Below are 17,827 nucleotides of genomic sequence, written 5' to 3' on the forward strand. Positions count from 1 at the left end.
AAGGGCCGATGAGGCGGTTACGTTCGAGGTGACGGACATGCTGGGCCAGGTGGTATACCGTGGCAGCACAGTTGCCAAAGGCGGTACACTGGAAGCACGCATAGAGCTGACCAACACCCTTGCCAACGGCATGTACATGCTGAACATGAGCATAGGTGCAGAGCGCAAAGCGTTCCACTTCGTAGTGAAGCAATAATATCACTGATAGCAATAAAAGCGACAGGCTGCCATTAGGCAGCCTGTCTTGCTTTAAGGGGGTGAGGCAATGCAGGGCAAGTATGGAAAAAAATGAACACCTGCGGCAGAACTGGCCTTTTTACCACCATAACGCATGTGTTAAATATGAACAATGACACCGACATATGCTGTGGAAAAGTATTTCACATCTTTGCAACACATTTTTTCTGATCTTCGCAAGAACAGGGTATTTTTGAGCATATAGAGATGAAAAACAGGATAAAAGAAATAATAAAAGCATCCATCGATACGAAGCAGAAGCTGATGGACGATGCGGTGCTGATGGATACCATAGAGCAGGTGACACAGGCAATGGTGACCGCTTTCTCTAATGGTAATAAAGTGCTTTTCTGTGGCAATGGCGGCAGCGCTGCCGATGCACAGCACCTGGCGGCCGAGTTCAGCGGAAGGTTCTATACAGATAGGGATCCGCTGCCGTCAGAGGCGCTGCACTGCAACTCTTCTTATATGACGGCCGTGGCCAACGACTATGGTTATGACGTGGTATACAGCAGGATAATAAAGGGTACAGGCCGCCCTGGAGATGTGCTGGTAGGCCTTAGCACTTCGGGAAATTCTGTTAATATTATCAAAGCAGTGGAAGAGGCGCGAAAAATTGGTATGATCATTGTAGTATTTACCGGTGAGGGCGGGGGAAAGCTCAGGTCGATGTGCGATCACCTAATAAATGTTCCAAGCAACGACACGCCCAGGATACAGGAATCCCATATAATGGTGGGGCACATCATCTGCGAGCTTGTGGAATCGGAATTATTTAAAAAATGACCAAAATGAACCTCTTAGAGCAAAAGCCCGATATAGACAGGAGCTGGACATTATTTCTAGACAGGGACGGCGTAATAAACATTGAATCGGTAGGATCATATATAACATCGTGGAAGGAATTCCAGTTCCATGATGGTGCGAAGGATGCCATAAAAGCGCTGTCAAAGATGTTCGGCAGAATAGTGGTGGTCTCCAACCAGCGGGGTGTAGGCCGTGGCATAATGACCATGGATGCACTATGGGAGATAAGCGCCAACCTGCGCGATGCAGTGGCAGAACATGGTGGCCGTATAGATAAAGTATACAACTGCACGGCCGTGAACGATGACGACCACAACCGCAAACCTAACGTAGGTATGGGTATGCAGGCGCAGGAAGATATTCCAGAGATAGAATTCAGGAAGAGTGTGATGGTGGGCAATAGCATGAGCGATATGGAATTCGGCAAAAGGCTGAACATGCATACCGTATTCCTCACCACCAAGCACGACCCTGTAGAACTGCCAAACGACCTTGTGGACGAGCAGTACGGCTCGCTACAGGCATGGTCAAACACGCTGGAACCGGCCGAAATGATAAGCTGATACCTCCATACAGGAGCAACATAGGATCAATAACAAATGGCTGTCTCAGGAACCTTGAGACAGCCATTTTACATTACTGCATTATTTGTGTGCAGCAAAGGTATAGTGGGCTCCTATGGCATACTGTGCGCCCGGGCATACATGCATGCCACCGAACACTCCGAAATTATCTGTTATTCTTACTTTGGCATGTACCAGGCGTATCCCCAGATCTAAAAGGTTATATGGGCGGAATGTCTTGTAGATAGAGACGCCCATGCTATCAATAAAATGCATTGAAGATCGGGTGTGGTGTATTGCGATCCCAACGCCCGATCCTATACATATCTTACTCCTATTCAGGTAGTAGAAGTCGGCAGTTGCTGTAAATGCATGATCGCGCGACCAAGTGTCTTGCAAGTAGATAGTGCCGTTACGGGGGTCTTGCCATTGCTGCATGCCGGTACCCGAATTGTAGTAGGAATATAGTAAGCCTGCGCTGAACCAACGGGCCACCTGGTATTCGCCACCGGCAATGAGGCAACCGCGCGTAACACCACGGGTTGCCGTTGGTTCTTTCCAAAGCGCGCCCGGCAGACCATAGGCCCCGATGGCAGTGATAGAACCTTTAGAGAAGGCAGGTTCAGGCTTTTCGTTCTTGTCTTTTTTGAAGGAACAAAGACCGGATATGAGCAACAGGCCCATGAGTATTTTTTTCATAAGGTGTGCAACATACAAAAGATGGTGGTATCTCTCAAATGAAAAAGAGGCTTCAAAGCCTCTTTTATTTATTCGTCTATGTTGTACTCTTTTATCTTGCGGTAGAGTGTTCGCTCGGATATGCCCAGCTCTGCGGCCGCATCGCGGCGGCGGCTCTTGTGTTTGCGCAGCGCCTTGGTAATATATTCCTTCTCCCTGTCGGCCAGCAGCAGGGTCTCTTCTACTTCCTCGTGCCGGGTGTTGGGCTCTATGAGGATGGGTGTGGTGGTGGCGTTGTAATTGATGGGTGCATTGGTATGCTCCGGCTCGTTGTATACAGGTACCAGGTTGCCCGTGCCTGATGGCTCTACGGGTGTATAGCCCTGGTGCTGTGCCACATCGAATATCATCTGCTTCAGATCGTTCATATCCTTCTTCAGGTCGAAGATGATCTTGTACAGTATATCGCGTTCGGTACGGAAGTCGGAATTGCCACCCATAGCGGGTGTGCCGGATGCCGATACCACTGCCAGGCTGCGCGAGCGGTCGGCATGCTGGGGCAGGAAACGCTGCAGCGCATCGGCAGTGATGTACTTGTCGGTAGATAGCACAGATATCTGCTCGGCAATGTTCTTCAGCTCGCGCACGTTCCCGGGCCAGGGGTAATTGACCAGCACCTGCTGCGCTATTGCATCCAGCTGCACCGACTGTGTTTTATAGCGTTCTGCGAAATCGCCGGCGAACTTGCGGAACAGTAGGGGGATATCCTCTTTCCTGTCGCGCAGAGCAGGTACACGGATGGGCACTGTGCTGAGGCGATAGTAGAGGTCCTCGCGGAAGCGTCCCTGCGAGGTAGAGTCCAGCAGGTCGCGGTTGGTAGCGGCTATCACACGCACATCGGTCTTCTGCACCTTCGATGAACCCACGCGTATGAATTCGCCGGTCTCCAGTACACGCAGCAGGCGTGCCTGTGTGCCCAGCGGCATCTCACCTATCTCATCCAGGAATATGGTACCGCCATTCACGGTTTCGAAGTAACCCTTGCGGCTATCTACCGCACCGGTGAACGAACCCTTTTCGTGCCCGAAGAGCTCACTGTCTATAGTGCCCTCGGGTATGGCGCCACAGTTCACAGCTATGAATGGATTGTGTTTGCGCGGAGAGAGCGCATGAATGATCATGGAGAAGACCTCCTTACCCACACCGCTTTCGCCCGCTATGAGTACAGAGAGGTCGGTATTGGCCACCTGTACCGCTGTATTGAGTGCATGGTTCAGCGCAGGCGAATTGCCTATGATACCGAACCTGTTCTTTATGCTTTGAATATCCATTCCCTAGTAGATAGTAGTTAGTAGAAAGTATATGGTCGAAAGTAGAAAGCTGCTGCCTGAACATTGTTATTGGCATATATCAATTGCTTATCCCTATCGATACTTTTGATAAAAAATGGGTTCCGCATTTTTTCCTCGGCCACGAGATCTACCTTTCTTCCCAGCATATCCTGCAAGGTGAAAAGCAGGTCGAAATAATTGTCGGCATAGTCCATTTCGGGTATGTCTTCCTTCCTGAAGCGGTATAACAGGTCTATGTCGCTACTGTCATTGAAGTGGTCAGGTCGCGTAGTGCTGCCTATAAGATACAAAGACCTGACGTGATGCTTTTTGCAAACATCCCTGATGGCTTGTATGTTATTTTCTATAAGCGCTATCATGGTCTACATCATTTCTCCCATCAGCGTGGCCGATGTGGCGCTGCTGATGGTAACGGTGGCATAGTCGCCTTTCTGCAGTGGCCTTTCGTTCTTGGGGAACACCACTACCTTGTTCTGCGAGTTGCGGCCATACCAGTGCAGGTCGCTGCGCTTGCTATCGCCCTCTATCAGTACCTCGAAGGTCTTACCTATATCGGCCTTATAGCTATCGCGCGAATGGCTGTTCTGCAGGTTTATTATCTCTATCAGCCTGCGTTTCTTCACATCTTCGGGTATGTCGTCCTGGTAGCGGCGGGCGGCAAGGGTGCCGGGTCGCTCGCTGTAAGAGAACATATATGCCATATCGAACCGGGACAGCTCCATGATGGAGAGCGTATCCTGGTGCTCTTCCTCGGTCTCGGTGCAGAAACCCGATATCACATCGGTGCTCAGGCCGCAGTCGGGCATTATCTCGCGTATGCGTTTTACCTTGGCCAGGTACCACTCGCGCGTATAGGTGCGGTTCATGAGCTGCAGTATGCGGGTATTGCCGCTCTGTATCGGCAGGTGTATGTATTTGCAAATGTTGTTGTACCGCGCCATGGTGTGCAGCACATCGTCGGTAATGTCTTTGGGGTGCGATGTGCTGAACCTGATGCGCAGCAGGGGCGATATGAGGGCCACACGCTCCAGCAGCAGGGCGAAGTCTACAGCCCCCTCCAAACCTCCCCCCGAGGGGGAGGCTTTCCCCTCATTTTCAGATGTTTGCGAAACATCTCCCTCCCCTCGGGGGAGGGCCGGGGAGGGGCTATAGTAGTAGCTATCCACGTTCTGGCCCAGCAGTGTCACCTCGCGATAGCCTTTTTCAAAGAGGTCGCGGCACTCGGCTACTATGCTCACGGCATCGCGGCTGCGCTCGCGGCCACGGGTGAAGGGCACTACGCAGAAGCTGCACATATTGTTGCAGCCGCGCATGATGCTTACAAAGGCGGTCACGCCATTGCTATCCAGCCTCACCGGCGATATGTCGGCATAGGTCTCCTCGCGGCTCAGCAGTACGTTCACGCTCTTCTGGCCACCTTCGGCCTCGGTGATGAGGCCCGGCAGGCTGCGGTAGGCATCGGGGCCTACTACTATATCTACCAGCTTCTCTTCCTCCAGGAATTTTGCCTTCAGTCGCTCGGCCATGCAGCCCAGCACCCCTATCAGCATGCCGGGGTTCTGCTCTTTCACCTTGCGGAACGACAACAGGCGGTTGCGCACCGTTTGCTCGGCCTTCTCACGAATGGAGCAGGTGTTGAGCAGCACCAGGTCGGCCTCTTCGAAGTTGCGCGTAGCGCCAAAGCCCTCTTCGTGCAGTATAGATGCCACTATCTCACTATCGCTGAAATTCATCTGGCAGCCATAGCTTTCGATGTAGAATTTTTTATCAAATGAGTTCGGGTCTCCCGCGAAAGGCGCATATGCCTCTCCCTGCCTTGTCTCCTCTACGTCCTTCCTGTATAACTCGGTGTGACGTTGTTGCAGTGTTTCTGCCATAATTTCCGATCTTCCTTAATGGGCAAAGGTACGAGAAATGAATAAAAGGTATATTGTTAGTATAGGCCGAGATATGTAAAAGAGTTCAAAGTTTGCATGCTCTTTTGACATTCGATAATGACTTTTGTAACTTAGTTATTCTACAATAGATTTGAGCCCAGCAGATCTGTTGTAGAATAATTTTTAGAAGAAAGGAATTAAACTCATGATAACTTCATTAAATAAAGTAGATATACTGACTAAACAATTACGAGAATTGTTGCCTATGGACCCAGCAGATAGGCAAAGGCTGACTAAAAAATTTCGTCTTGAGTTCAATTACAATTCTAACCATATTGAGGGGAATACTTTAACATACGGAGAGACAGAATTATTGTTGATACTAGGTGATACAAAGGGCAGTCATACAATGCGTGAATATGAGGAGATGAACGCACATGATCTCGCTTTCCAGATGGTGGAAGAATGGGCTAAAGATAAAGAACGACCATTGACAGAGCGTGATATAAAAAACCTAAACGAAATAATATTGGTCCGTCCGTTCTGGAAAGATGCAATTACTCCAGAAGGGAATTTAACCCGAAGAATGATAAAAGTGGGAGATTATAAAGAATATCCCAACTCTGTGCGATTGCAGAATGGTGAAGTATTCGAATATGCAAGACCCTCTGATGTGCCAATATTAATGCAGGAACTGATAGATTGGTATAGAAGTGAGGAAGGATCTTTACACCCTGTTGTTTTGGCCGCTATGTTGCATTATAAGTTCGTGAGGATACATCCTTTTGATGATGGTAATGGAAGAATATCCCGACTTTTAATGAATTATGTAATGTTCCGTAACGATCTGCCTCCGGTCATAATTAGATCTAGTGAAAAGGTGAATTATTTACATGCACTAAATAGAGCTGATATAGGGGATCATGAAGTTTTCATCGATTATGTTGCACAACAAGTGATATGGTCATTAGAATTAGCTATTAAGGCAGCGAATGGAGAAAATATTGATGAAGTAGGAGATTTGGATAAGAAATTGGCTCAACTTAAGCGAAAGATCGCGCAGGTGTCGGATAATAGGGTTGAGCTGAAGCGTAGTATTGAAGTAATACGTTCTGTAGCAAGAGATGTAATAGCTCCCATTGCAATAGAATGGGAAAATAAGCTCAAGGAGTTTGATACTTTTTTCTTTTCTAGAAGTGTGCATATAGCTGCTACAGGCACAGGTAAACAGGGAATTTCAATGAGCGAGACGTTTGATCAGTTTTATAAAGAACAGTTGGCGGCATCGTTAAAGAAGGGAACGCTTATAACTGAGATAAAACTCATGGTCAGCTTTATTCGGCTACGCTCAGTTCAGAATAACACCAATTATAATGGTGGTGAGATCAAATTTCTATTTCATATGAATGCATATGAAATAGAATGTACAGGCCTGAAAAAAAGTATCAGCAAGCTTTATGATCAGACCTTGAGCAAGAATGAGATAATGCATATCGTAGACCATGTTGGTAATTGGTTTCTTAACAATATTGAAAAAGTAATTGAAAATGGAGGAAGCTAATCTCTTAACTATATGTCCTGCTTAAAATTACCAACCACATTTGACCACTTTCTTTTGAAGCTCTTTTGGTCTGTGCCTTCCAATTTTCCTATTTACATTTCATAGCATACCTGCGAATAGCCCACCTCGCCGGCCAGAGGTGGGTGCATCTTGCGCACGGCTATGCGCACTTTCTGCGCCATAGGGAAAAGCTCATATGTGGCTGCGTGAATACCCTGTACCAGGGTTTCCAGCAACCGCTGGCCGGGTATGGCAAATACATCGTGCACGGCCTTGTGCATCAGCGAGTAATCGGCAAATGGCCACGGCTGCGCATCGGGCAGCCATATATCCACATCGGTCTCGAAGGTGTTGTCGCGGGTCCATTCCTCGGGGTAGAGGCCTATGGGCGCCTTTACTACTATCTTATGAAGCGATACAGTGAGCATGGGTCGTCTTGGTTAAGCCCCTCCCGGCCTCCCCAAAGGGGAGGAGATGGCCTGTTGGGAGGCACAGTGCTGGTGTCTGTTGTATGCAATATCTTCATGTGGCATAGTACTCGTTATTTATTTCAGATGCGCCAGGTGAACAATCCTCTTTCGGTGAACTGGTAGGGGCTGATGCTGCCGCCAAAGGCCTGCAGGGTCTGCTGCACGGCATAGCGGGTATTGGCCGGGCAGTAGAACATCATGAACCCACCGCCGCCCGCGCCCGATATCTTGCCGCCTGTAGCGCCTGCTTTAAGAGCTGCCTCATATATCTCGTCCAGCGAGTCGTTGGAGATGCCCTTGGCCATCTGCTTCTTGAAGCGGAAGCCATAATCGAGTATGCTGCCTATCTCGTGTATGTTGCCTTTCAGTACGGCCTCCTTCATCATCTGCGCCTGTTCCTTCAGGTGGTGCATGGCCTCTATGGACCGCTGGTCCTTATCGGTCACATTCTTGCTCTGCGCCTCTATGATGGTAGATGACAGCCTGCTGGTGGCCGTGAAGTAGAGCAGCAGGTTATTGCCCAGCTCGTACAGGTATTCGGGTTTAATGCGCAGGGGGTTCACTATTACTTTATTGCTGTCGTAGAACTCCATGAAGTTCACCCCGCCAAAGGTGGCGGCATACTGGTCTTGCTTGCCGCCTGCCATGCCCAGGTCCACACGTTCTATATCGTAGGCCGCCTGTGCTATATCATAGTCGCCCAGGGGCAGATTCATCCATTCGGCAAATGCGCCCAGCAGGGCCACCACTAGTGTAGATGAGCTGCCGAGGCCCGAGCCTGCAGGCGCATCGACATGCGTAGTGATACGGAAGCCCGATGGTACCAGCCCGTATTTGGCTACCACATAGTTGTACACACCGGCCGCGAGGTCCAGCGTACCATCTATAGGCAGTTGCTCGGCCAGCGGGTAGGTGATGCTCTCATTCCTGTCGGTGGCCTCTATTATCACCTCGCGTATAGCCAGCGGCTCTATAGTGGCCGTGGCATAGAGCGATATGGTGGCATTGAGTATGGCGCCTCCATATATATCGCAGTAGGGGCTTACATCGGTACCGCCGCCTGCCAGGCCTATGCGCAGTGGCGCTTTGCTTCTGTATATCATAAACAGGGCTAAATTAATGAATAAATGCGTGCGGTATGACCTCTATGGTATACGGCACGCATTTGCGACGGCAGTGCTAGACCTAGTCTATAGCGTAGGAGTTAATGATATTTCCATCAGGGTCTTCCATGTAAATGGACAACTGACCATTGGTGCGGTCGTTGTACCTGCGGGCAAGCTGCTTCAGGTCGTCCACCTTTCCCGCATAGGTATATATGAAGTTGCGGTAGTATTCTGTTCGCTTTGCATCGTCCTCCTTGGTGAAAGTATTGCCCGGCAATACCGTTATGCGGTCGTACTGCACGGCCTCGCCTACGAAGGGCTGCGCACCATAGTATACCAGGGAATCGATGAAGCTTTGCGTATGCGCGAATGCTGTACTGTCGAAGCTATATATGACACCCAGTACGGTATTCTTTGGCAGCCTGCGCAGCACCTTGTTGATGAATGTCACATTATTGCCCCCATCGTAGAACACTATGAAGGCGCTATCGGTGACGGTGACAGAGCCATACATAGTGACACCATTGTTCACTATAGACAATGGGTATACCCCATTGGCAAGCTCGTACTGAGCATCGGTACGCGCATTATCCCTTCCGGGTTCGCAACCACCTCTTATCGAAAGACCCTGCAGGGAAAGCCTTATGGTTCCCTGGTCGAGCCTGCTGTCGGCGGGTGATATGTAATAATTATTGCAGTTCAGCACCTCTGTAGTGCTCACTTCTAGGGACAGTTTCTTCATGGCGCGCCATTCGTGCATGATCACCTCGTACTGGCCATTGTATGGTACCTTGATGGTGGGCGGTTCGGGCGGTGTGCGGCGGCACGCGGCCAGGGTACAGGCAACGAATAAAAGGAGCAGTGTGGTCTGTCTCATAAAATGGTGTTTTTGTGATGAATGGGCGTGAAAGGTATTACCCATATAGTATTCTGCTATGCCAAGATATTGCAAATTAACGTATTCTTAGATGAATTATTGTCCTAATGCATCGGCATATATATGGCCCCGCGGTGATACCAGCAGGTATTGTGTGGCCTTTGTGCCGGGCAGGCGATATTCTATACGCTGCAACATGTTGGCGCCGGAAGCATCGTAGTACAGCTCTTCTGCGTCTATCATGACGGTGGAATGGTGCAGCGTAAGCGGAGTCGGTGCGGCCGGGAACCGCAGCCCGCTGAACAGTTCTTTACCTTGCCCGTTCAGCAGCATATCCCCGGCCATGAAATGGCTATTGCCCAGCGAAATGAGGTCTTTGTACTTATAGGCGATGGCGGGATATTGTAGCTTGCCATCGGGGGCCATCACTGCTTTGTTGCCGTTGCTGTCCGTCACCATCACGCAGCGGCCGGTGTAGGGCGTGCCATATGCGGCCACACCCTTTGGCAGTAGACTGTTGTCGAACTCCTTATTGCGGAAAGTCTTTATCTCGCGGCCCGCACTGTCTATTATCATGAACCCATTGCCAATGGCGGTATCTATAAGCGCATAGCAGCGGCCGTTGTAGGGCAGCGGAAATGCTATCTGCCGTGGCTGAAAGGCCAGGCGTGTACGCCAGGCAGTATCTATAATGCCGTACAGGCTATTCTGCCTGGCTATCATAAGGCCATATTCCCTGTCTATGGCCAGTGGCATAGGCCCCGGCCCCGGAGCAACGATATAGTTGCGCCCTGTGTCTACTATGGCATAGAGCATAGCGCTATCGGGGGTGCGTGCGCGTACGGTAAAATAGCGAGCCATACCCCCATTCGGATGTGTGTGGTAGCGCTCTGCTATGTGTATGGACTCGAATTTCTGCCCATCCTTTACGAAGTATCGGCTGCCGTACACATCGGGTATGCCCAGCTCGTCGGTGATCCAATGCACTGAGCCCCTGTTAGATCCGCCACAGCTCCAGCTTTCGCGCGGATTCCAGTAGGGATCAAGCTCTTGCTCGCTTTTGCGCCAGCGGCCTGTAGCCGTTCTCCGGATCCAGCGGGCCATAACGGCTTCTGCGGTATATGCGGCCATGCCAGTCTTCGGCATTGGGGTATCTGCGCATTACCTGTGCGGCATTGTTGTAATAGACGTGCGCTATCAACTGGTCTTTTTCGTTCCTTTCTATTTTGTCGTAGTGCGTGGCCAGCAGTAGCCTGCCATCGCTGCCAAAGAGCCATGCGCCATGTACCATAAGTACCGTGGTGGTGGCGTTCAGTCTTTCGGGGCGCATAGCGCCATAGCTATAGGGTGGTGGTACCACAGGCTGCACCATCAGGTTGCCCAGCATGTCTACAAAGCCGGCGGTATCCTGCCGGTATATGATGAAGCCTTCAGGATATATATCGTTCTGGTGCTTTATCCTGCTGTAGCGGGGCTGTATCAGTACCTTGCCTGTAAGGTCTATTACGCCTGTACCGGTATCGCTTACCGTAATGAAGAAGGGATATTTTGTAGGCTGTGGTGCCGGGTAGTGCAGGTCTGAGCCACCCTGGCGATACTGGTAGTAGTATTTGGTGGGTGTGGACTCTTGATCGGGGTTATAGTCCCGTACTCTCAGTGCCGTAATGTCTTTGTATACCGGTGCCGCTATATAGCGGCCTGCAGTATCTACAATGCCATACCGCCCATTGCGGCGCACTTTGAAGTAGGCATACTTGTTCCAGTGGAACATCTCCAGCAGTTCTATCTCCTCCATCTCGAAGGGTATGAGCGCATGCCCATCATTGCGCAGTACGCCATACCTGCCCTTTATGCTGGCTATAAGAAAACTATGCCGTGTATACTGTGCATGGCGGAAGCGTGCTTTGGTACTGTCGTACAGCAGGGGTATCACTACGTTGTTGGCACTGTCTATATATCCCCATTGGCCTGCATCGTTATGGCAGTTCAGCAGCGCGTTGTCCAGGTTCCTTCTCAATATGCCGTTCCAGTGGCGCGACGGTGGTATGATGTAGCGCCCCAGTGTGTCTATGAGGCAATAGGCGCTGTCTTTGCGCACCACCGCCATGTGGTGGTAAAAGAGCTTTGCCTCCTGCCATTGCGGGGCGATGACGATACGCCTGCTGCTATCGCAGTAGCCCCACAGGTCTTTTTGCCTGTAGGGTATGAGACGGGGCTGCTGCGCCTGCGCCGCCATGGTGCAAAACAGGATCGCGATAAGAAGGTAACGGATAAGGTGTATCATCTGCTTATAAGGACGGATAACGGTCGCCCGGCCTTGGGTATAATGCATATAAAATTCGGATAAAAAATGAAGTTCTGTGCATAGGCCTGTTCGCAGGCATTTTTCAGACATTCGTACCTTAGAGCGCAATGAACAATAAACTGAGATACTGTATAGCCATATTGATGATGGCGCTGGCCATACCGGCAGCAAAGGCACAGGTGGCTACAGGCGGCAATATAAAAGAGGTATACAAAAAGCTATCGCCCAGGTATTATATACAGGCGCCGCCACTATCGCCGTGGGCCGAGGGGCAGAACATGCTCTTCGTATGCGACAAGCCTTTTCCGCTGGACTGTGATGTGGTGTTCCTGGCCCTGCACGATACATCGCTGGTAGGCGCGTACCTCCCGGCCGATACGGTATTTCTCTTCGATAACGATGGAGATGGTAAACTGGGAATGCCCATAGAACCCTTCCTGCTGCCCGTATGGGCCATAAAGCGGCATACGGTAGTGAGGCCGCGCGACACGGCCGTACTGGCAGTGCTGGACCGTATGTACAACAATGTGCTACAGGGAAACGAGACGCGTGTGGATGAGCAACTATCGGACCAGTATGAGCGGTACAAGGTGGATATGACCATGCCCAACCGCCACATCATATTGCTGTTCGATAACTACCAGGCGCTGGGCCGCTACCACGAGCAGCACCACCGCGTTGCCGATCCGCGCTTGGGTATAGCCTATATGAAGGCCCTGGCCGAAGAATGCACCACCCTGTATGGCAGGATACCCGCCATAGTGCAGGTGTATATGTGCGAGGCGCTGATACGCGCACATATGATGGATGCCGCACGCATTCACCTGGAAAAAGCGCTGGAACTCTACCCCGATTCTGTACCACTGCAGATATATGCCTACAGGCTGGAAGAGAATACCAAACAACAGCAAAAAATGCTGAACCGCCTGCGCGAACGCTATCCGCAGCACTGGGCGGTAAAGGCCATGACAGAGGAGTAAGGCAGCATCACCAGCCGGTACCTGTGCCGAAGAACTGGTGATCGGTGGTGAGGGCTATCTTCACATTGTCGCCATACCTTTTGAAGCGGTTCACGAGGGTGGTGATGTCGCTGGTGACGCCGGAGAAAGTATAAATGAAATTCTTGTATGGCCGTGGCATAGAGGGGTCCTTCTCATGCGTGAAGGTATTGCCTGCATAGGCGGTAAGGCTGGTGTATGATACCAGCGGGCCTGTGAAATCGGCAGCGCCATAATACTCCAGCGAATCGAGGAAGGTATCGGCTACAGCCGCATAGCCGCTGGCATAGTCTATGGTGCCCCAAAGTGTTTTGTCGGGTATGCGGTTCAGGTCGCTGTTGGTGAAGGTTATATTGTTGCCACCGGGATAGCTGATGGTGTATTTACTGTTGCTAACTGTAAGGGTGCCTGCCTTATCTGAGCCATCGCAGCTTATGGTAAGGTTGTAGGTCTTTACACCCAGTATGCCCAGCGATGGGGTATCTGTGGCCGGGCCATTGCCCGATGAGCAGGTGGCCGGCGCCGATACGCCGCTTACCTTCAGGTCTACGGTATTGCTGCCTATGGTAAGGGTATGACCTACGCCGTAGTTCAGGCAATTGAGGTCGGTATTGGACTTTATGAGCAGGCGCAGCTTACCGTCCCACGACTCGGACATGGTGAGGTTGTAGCCATTGGTATACTGGAACGACTGCGCAGGCAGGTCGTTCTTCTTGCAGGAGCCGAGTGCGGCGGCGCACAGCAGCAAAAGGGAGATGGTATTTTTCATATGGTGTCAATATTAAATATTCTTTTTGGAATAAAATAGGTATGTCTTGATATTCAACGGGTTATTGAATATCAAGACAGCTAATAGTAGGCCGATGGTTTGCCAGGAGCGCTAATTTGTTTTGAGGCCATGTGTGCGTATCACATGGGCTATTATATCGGCCGTCATATCGGGATAGTCGGCCTGTATGGGGCGGCCTTCGGCCAGCCAGCGGCGTATGATGTCGTAGTGAGGCGTGTCCAGCGTTTTGGCTACGGAAGCGCCCATAGATGCGGCCCCGGCGGCATTGCATTGCTGCTCGTACTGCACCTGCATGGGTATCACCAGTACTTTTTTGCCCAGGTACATGGCCTCGGCGGGGCCTTCAAAGCCTGCGCCGCATAGCACGCCTGCTGCTGAGGCCATGCTTTCTACGAATGCTTTGTTGTCTATCTTGCTGATGGTGACATTGCCTGCGGTGAACGGCTGCTTGTTGTGCTTGGAGAATACCTGCCACTGCGCCTCGGGGAACTGCGAGAGGTGCTTTACTATTGTCTCATCGCTGTAGGCTGGCAGGTATACGGTATAATGGCCTTTGTTGGTAGGGGTGAGGGCGCGTATCTCGCGGCGTATAACGGGTGTATAAATGTTCTCGCCATAGGCTTTGAAATGAAAGCCGTAGCCCGCTATCACAGGGGCATATCGCCGCAGTACCAGCTCGCCTACCAGGTCGCCCTTATCGGGGCGTGGGGCGGCGGGGTGCAGTACTGCATACTGGTGGCTCAGCGATACGCAGGGTACCTTCCTGCGTTTGCATGCCCATGCCGATATAGGCTCGAAATCGTTGATCACAAGGTCGTACTGCTCTACGGGTAGTGTGCGTATGTCGCGCAGCAGCCGAAAGAGCTTCATCCGCTTCGCGGTGTCCCAAATGTCCACCCCTCCGTTCTTGCCAAAGATGAAGCTCATGCCATAGCGCTTATACTTCACGGGGAAGGGTACATCCACATCGCCCTGTATGCCGCTTATCAGTACGTCCACATCGCCATGTTTCACCAGCTCGGGGTACACATCGCGTGCACGGCTCAGGTGCCCGTTGCCGGTGCCCTGTATCGCAAATAATATCTTCATCAGGTATGCTCGCTAAAGGTAAGATGTTCACGAAGTTATCACCCTTCTGCCACAAGTGAGGGTGTTTTTTCGTCGTTGCGGCCCTGCTTCATGTTCAGCTCCAGCAGCAGGCTTTCCATCATCTCTTTCGATGACTGTTTGTTCTTGTTCTTGCCAATGTCTATGGCCTGTGCCACGGGGTCGTTGGCATAGCTGTAGATGCGCCACTGGCCATTGTCATATTCCAGTGCGGTAAGGTTCTCTATCCAGTCGCCGGAGTTCATGTAGGTGACACTGCCGTTCTTCGTGGTCACCTTCTTTATCTCCGGGTGATGTATGTGGCCGCATATCACATGGTCGTAATTGTTCTCGGCGGCTATCTCGCATACGGTCTTCTCGAAATCGTTGATGAATTTCACCGCGCTCTTCACAGTGTTCTTTATCTTTTTGGAGAAAGAGAGCTTGCCACGGCCCATTTTCTGCGATATGAAATTCACCAGGCGGTTGATGAGGATAAGGGTATCATAACCCACAGCTCCCAGCCTTGCCAGCCATTTGCTGTTCTGCATCACCACATCGAACACATCGCCATGAAATACCCATACGCGCTTGTTATCTATCTTCAGCGATAGCTTGTTCACTATCTTCAGCGCACCCAGGTTGAAACCCTTGAAGCGGCGCAGCATCTCGTCGTGGTTTCCGGGAATGTAGTATACGGGTACGTCCTTTGCCATCAGGCCGGTGAGGTGCTTTACCACCATCATATGGGTGGCAGGCCAGTACCGCTTGCTGAACTGCCATATGTCTATGATGTCGCCGTTCAGTATCACGGCCCGGGGCTTTATGCTTTTCAGGTAACGAAGCAGTTCTGCCGCATGGCATCCGTAGGTACCCAGGTGAACGTCGGACAGTACCACGATGTCCACTTCTCTTTTTGCCATTTATGGTCTCGGTACGAGCATTTGGTCATACAAAATGACGGATATCGTATAAATAGAACATGAATGTGGAGTTAAATGAATATTAAGTGAACACATTTTAACATATTAATTGATAGTAACTAAACTGTGCACGCTTTAAAATATCGGTGACAAATGCTGGAAACAGGAACGCACTTGTGTTCCTTCCGGCTCCATGTGGTATCTTATATCTTTATTTTTGGTGTCTAAACGCTGCTTTCTATGTTCCGCAAAACTCTTTTTATCCTGTTCGTGCTGCCTGTTATGGGTGCCGCCATCATGATGTCCTGTGGCAAGGCCGATGGCTATATCTGCAATATGAATACCCGGTTCGATATAGAAAGAGATAGCGTATCGCCGCGTACAAAGCCTATGACCATTGTTCTGGAAGCCTATCAGAAGCTCACGAGCAATTGCTCTGCTCCTATCGTCAACCCCTTTCTCAGCACGAGTTATGCGATGCAGCCCGCATGCATAAAATGGCTGAACGACATAAAATGGAGCACGCTGACCATATCGTTCGACAGGCCGCTGCCTATGGGTGGCGATACCCTGCATGCAGGCGCCAATTTTATCGACCATCCGCTTATCAATGGCAGGAACAAATTCAAAAAGGAGACCGACTGCCATGCCGTAACATACAGGCAGGTACTGAGCGCGGACATTGTAAGGAAGATAGCCTTTGATACAGGTATTTACCAGATGTCCGTTCACTGCGAGACCTCCGATAACCGCATCATAGACCAGGTGTCTGCGATCGTATTCGAACGGTAGTTGTACAGGCTGAGAAATGTACTCAATTCGGGCAATCCAGCCTCTTTGTCTGTTATGGTGTATCAGAGCAGAAAGCGTACTGCAGCCAATTCACTGCCCAGCTGTTGTACACCTTTCAATATTCTTTGTGTTTGTGTGGCAGATGGCTTTTTGATGCCCTTTATATATTGGGCCAGCAGGCTTTGATCCATGCCTATACGTTCCGAGAGTGCTTTTGCATTGATCACTTTATAGAACTCGAAGAATTGAGAAAGTTCCAGTGTTATTTTCAGGTCTTCTTCTTTTATGGTCTTGCCCTTTTCTTCAAAATACAGGTTCAGCGCCGCTATCATATTGTTCTTCAATGTCTCCAGGTCTTTGCCTGTGGTATATACAGGATGTTTTGCAGCATATGCCGAATATCCCGTCCTAGTGCGTTCTACTATCATTTCGATCTTCATGGTCACTATATTAACCCTGCGTCTTTTTTGATCTTCAACTCAAGGCCCTTACCCACTTCGCTGCTGCCATGATAAGGGCAAACTATCTGACCTTTTTTGACAGGATGCTTCATTGTCATATGGCTTCCTGTTTGCCTTACAACGAACCATCCATCGCGTTTCAGTAATCGTACGAGCTCCGCAGATTTCATTTTTACAAAAGTAATAAATTTATTACTTCAGTTTCCTTGCTACACCCACTGCCGCACCATCTCCACAAATTCCTTTCGCGGTATCATCCTTGCGCCCAGGCTTTGCAGGTGTGCGGTATGTACCTGGCAGTCTATAAGTTGTACGCCATGCTGTTGCAGGTGCTGTACCCAGTTGATAAAGGCGAATTTGCTGGCATTGCTCACCCGGCTGAACATGCTCTCGCCAAAGAACACCTTGCCCAGCCATACACCATAGAGGCCGCCCACCAGTTGCCCATCTTGCCAGGCCTCGGCACAGTGGGCATGGCCCAGCCGGTGCAGTTGTGTATAGGCATGCGCCACATCGGGGCTTATCCAGGTACCATCCTGGCCGGGACGTGGCACCTGCATGCAGTGGCGTATCACCTGGGCAAAGCCGGTATTCATCCTGAACTCGAACGTGCCGCTTCTTAGCACCTGCCGCATGCTTTTGCTCACCCGCAGCCCGGCGGGGTACAGCACAAAGCGGGGATCGGGGCACCACCACAGGGGCGGCTCGTCCTCGTTGTACCAGGGGAATATGCCATTGCGGTATGCCAGCAGCAGCTTGTCGGCCGAGAGGTCGCCACCGGCGGCCAGCAAGCCATCGGGCAGGGCGTTCTCTACAGGCGGGAACCACAGCTTATCGTCGAGAATGGTGAGGCGCATCAGATGGTATCTTTGGGGGGCAAAAGTAACGCCGAATATCCCCCGCAATTTAACATCAGCGCGGTTTTTGATTATACTTTTATTAAC

General features: G+C 50.7%; 21 protein-coding genes. 6 read left to right on the top strand and 15 right to left on the bottom strand.

Annotated elements, in window-relative coordinates:
- The 3 genes from ABD843_RS04990 to ABD843_RS05000 form a co-directional block, all read left to right on the top strand.
- Positions 1-196: T9SS type A sorting domain-containing protein (locus tag ABD843_RS04990; RefSeq protein ID WP_345079437.1), on the top strand; the 196-nt coding region annotated here is incomplete at its 5' end.
- A 248-nt stretch (positions 197-444) separates the two neighbouring features.
- Positions 445-1,023 (top strand): D-sedoheptulose-7-phosphate isomerase, encoded by a 579-nt coding sequence (locus ABD843_RS04995; RefSeq protein WP_345079441.1) that lies wholly within the window; start codon positions 445-447, stop codon positions 1,021-1,023.
- Between the two features lie 5 nt (positions 1,024-1,028).
- Positions 1,029-1,607: a D-glycero-alpha-D-manno-heptose-1,7-bisphosphate 7-phosphatase gene (locus tag ABD843_RS05000; RefSeq protein ID WP_345079444.1), complete on the top strand. Its 579-nt coding sequence runs from the start codon at positions 1,029-1,031 to the stop codon at positions 1,605-1,607.
- A gap of 81 nt (positions 1,608-1,688) precedes the next feature.
- On the opposite strand, the gene ABD843_RS05005 is transcribed toward ABD843_RS05000, so the two are convergent.
- From ABD843_RS05005 to ABD843_RS05020, 4 genes are all read right to left on the bottom strand, one after another.
- On the bottom strand, positions 1,689-2,306 hold the full coding sequence (locus tag ABD843_RS05005; protein WP_345079447.1) for a hypothetical protein: 618 nt from the start codon (positions 2,304-2,306) through the stop codon (positions 1,689-1,691).
- A 68-nt stretch (positions 2,307-2,374) separates the two neighbouring features.
- Positions 2,375-3,616, bottom strand: coding sequence for a sigma-54 interaction domain-containing protein (locus ABD843_RS05010; RefSeq protein ID WP_345079450.1), 1,242 nt, complete (start codon positions 3,614-3,616; stop codon positions 2,375-2,377).
- Positions 3,617-3,633: 17 nt separating this feature from the next.
- Positions 3,634-3,996, bottom strand: a complete 363-nt coding sequence (locus ABD843_RS05015; protein WP_345079453.1) for a nucleotidyltransferase family protein — start codon at positions 3,994-3,996, stop codon at positions 3,634-3,636.
- A gap of 3 nt (positions 3,997-3,999) precedes the next feature.
- Complete coding sequence (locus ABD843_RS05020) at positions 4,000-5,514, bottom strand: MiaB/RimO family radical SAM methylthiotransferase (protein ID WP_345079456.1); 1,515 nt, start codon at positions 5,512-5,514, stop codon at positions 4,000-4,002.
- Positions 5,515-5,719: 205 nt separating this feature from the next.
- Between ABD843_RS05020 and ABD843_RS05025 the strand changes: the two genes are divergently transcribed.
- On the top strand, positions 5,720-7,075 hold the full coding sequence (locus ABD843_RS05025) for a Fic family protein (protein WP_345079459.1): 1,356 nt from the start codon (positions 5,720-5,722) through the stop codon (positions 7,073-7,075).
- Between the two features lie 92 nt (positions 7,076-7,167).
- On the opposite strand, the gene ABD843_RS05030 is transcribed toward ABD843_RS05025, so the two are convergent.
- From ABD843_RS05030 to ABD843_RS05050, 5 genes are all read right to left on the bottom strand, one after another.
- Entirely contained in the window at positions 7,168-7,503 is a 336-nt protein-coding gene (locus tag ABD843_RS05030; RefSeq protein ID WP_345079462.1) for a dihydroneopterin aldolase, read from the bottom strand.
- Positions 7,504-7,625: 122 nt separating this feature from the next.
- The gene (locus ABD843_RS05035; RefSeq protein ID WP_345079465.1) at positions 7,626-8,648 is read right to left on the bottom strand and encodes a GHMP family kinase ATP-binding protein; all 1,023 of its coding nucleotides are present in this window, start codon (positions 8,646-8,648) and stop codon (positions 7,626-7,628) included.
- A gap of 82 nt (positions 8,649-8,730) precedes the next feature.
- Complete coding sequence (locus ABD843_RS05040) at positions 8,731-9,528, bottom strand: hypothetical protein (RefSeq protein WP_345079468.1); 798 nt, start codon at positions 9,526-9,528, stop codon at positions 8,731-8,733.
- Between the two features lie 96 nt (positions 9,529-9,624).
- The gene (locus tag ABD843_RS05045) at positions 9,625-10,632 is read right to left on the bottom strand and encodes a hypothetical protein (RefSeq protein ID WP_345079471.1); all 1,008 of its coding nucleotides are present in this window, start codon (positions 10,630-10,632) and stop codon (positions 9,625-9,627) included.
- Complete coding sequence (locus tag ABD843_RS05050; RefSeq protein ID WP_345079474.1) at positions 10,571-11,764, bottom strand: WG repeat-containing protein; 1,194 nt, start codon at positions 11,762-11,764, stop codon at positions 10,571-10,573. The genes ABD843_RS05045 and ABD843_RS05050 overlap by 62 nt, the downstream gene beginning before the upstream one ends.
- Before the next feature lie 176 nt (positions 11,765-11,940).
- On the opposite strand from ABD843_RS05050, the gene ABD843_RS05055 reads away from it, so the two are divergent.
- Positions 11,941-12,813: a hypothetical protein gene (locus tag ABD843_RS05055; RefSeq protein WP_345079477.1), complete on the top strand. Its 873-nt coding sequence runs from the start codon at positions 11,941-11,943 to the stop codon at positions 12,811-12,813.
- Positions 12,814-12,820: 7 nt separating this feature from the next.
- Here the strand turns inward: ABD843_RS05055 and ABD843_RS05060 are convergent, their stop codons facing one another.
- The 3 genes from ABD843_RS05060 to ABD843_RS05070 all read right to left on the bottom strand — a co-directional run bounded on the left by ABD843_RS05060 (position 12,821) and on the right by ABD843_RS05070 (position 15,630).
- On the bottom strand, positions 12,821-13,600 hold the full coding sequence (locus ABD843_RS05060) for a hypothetical protein (RefSeq protein WP_345079480.1): 780 nt from the start codon (positions 13,598-13,600) through the stop codon (positions 12,821-12,823).
- Between the two features lie 111 nt (positions 13,601-13,711).
- Positions 13,712-14,710 carry a glycosyltransferase family protein gene (locus ABD843_RS05065; protein ID WP_345079483.1) on the bottom strand — a complete coding sequence of 333 codons (999 nt, stop codon included), beginning with the start codon at positions 14,708-14,710 and terminating at the stop codon, positions 13,712-13,714.
- A gap of 38 nt (positions 14,711-14,748) precedes the next feature.
- Positions 14,749-15,630 carry a UDP-2,3-diacylglucosamine diphosphatase gene (locus tag ABD843_RS05070; protein ID WP_345079486.1) on the bottom strand — a complete coding sequence of 294 codons (882 nt, stop codon included), beginning with the start codon at positions 15,628-15,630 and terminating at the stop codon, positions 14,749-14,751.
- A gap of 240 nt (positions 15,631-15,870) precedes the next feature.
- On the opposite strand from ABD843_RS05070, the gene ABD843_RS05075 reads away from it, so the two are divergent.
- Positions 15,871-16,422 carry a hypothetical protein gene (locus tag ABD843_RS05075; protein ID WP_345079490.1) on the top strand — a complete coding sequence of 184 codons (552 nt, stop codon included), beginning with the start codon at positions 15,871-15,873 and terminating at the stop codon, positions 16,420-16,422.
- 62 nt (positions 16,423-16,484) lie between these two features.
- Here ABD843_RS05075 and ABD843_RS05080 read toward each other — a convergent pair whose 3' ends face one another.
- The 3 genes from ABD843_RS05080 to aat are packed head-to-tail and all read right to left on the bottom strand — an operon-like array spanning position 16,485 to position 17,740.
- Positions 16,485-16,862: a hypothetical protein gene (locus tag ABD843_RS05080; protein ID WP_345079492.1), complete on the bottom strand. Its 378-nt coding sequence runs from the start codon at positions 16,860-16,862 to the stop codon at positions 16,485-16,487.
- A 5-nt stretch (positions 16,863-16,867) separates the two neighbouring features.
- Entirely contained in the window at positions 16,868-17,053 is a 186-nt protein-coding gene (locus tag ABD843_RS16370; RefSeq protein ID WP_425575668.1) for a type II toxin-antitoxin system HicA family toxin, read from the bottom strand.
- A gap of 39 nt (positions 17,054-17,092) precedes the next feature.
- Positions 17,093-17,740, bottom strand: a complete 648-nt coding sequence (gene aat / locus ABD843_RS05085; RefSeq protein ID WP_345079494.1) for a leucyl/phenylalanyl-tRNA--protein transferase — start codon at positions 17,738-17,740, stop codon at positions 17,093-17,095.
- Positions 17,741-17,827: the final 87 nt, after the last annotated feature.

The organism is Nemorincola caseinilytica (assembly GCF_039540515.1).
GTDB classification, from domain to species: domain Bacteria; phylum Bacteroidota; class Bacteroidia; order Chitinophagales; family Chitinophagaceae; genus Nemorincola; species Nemorincola caseinilytica.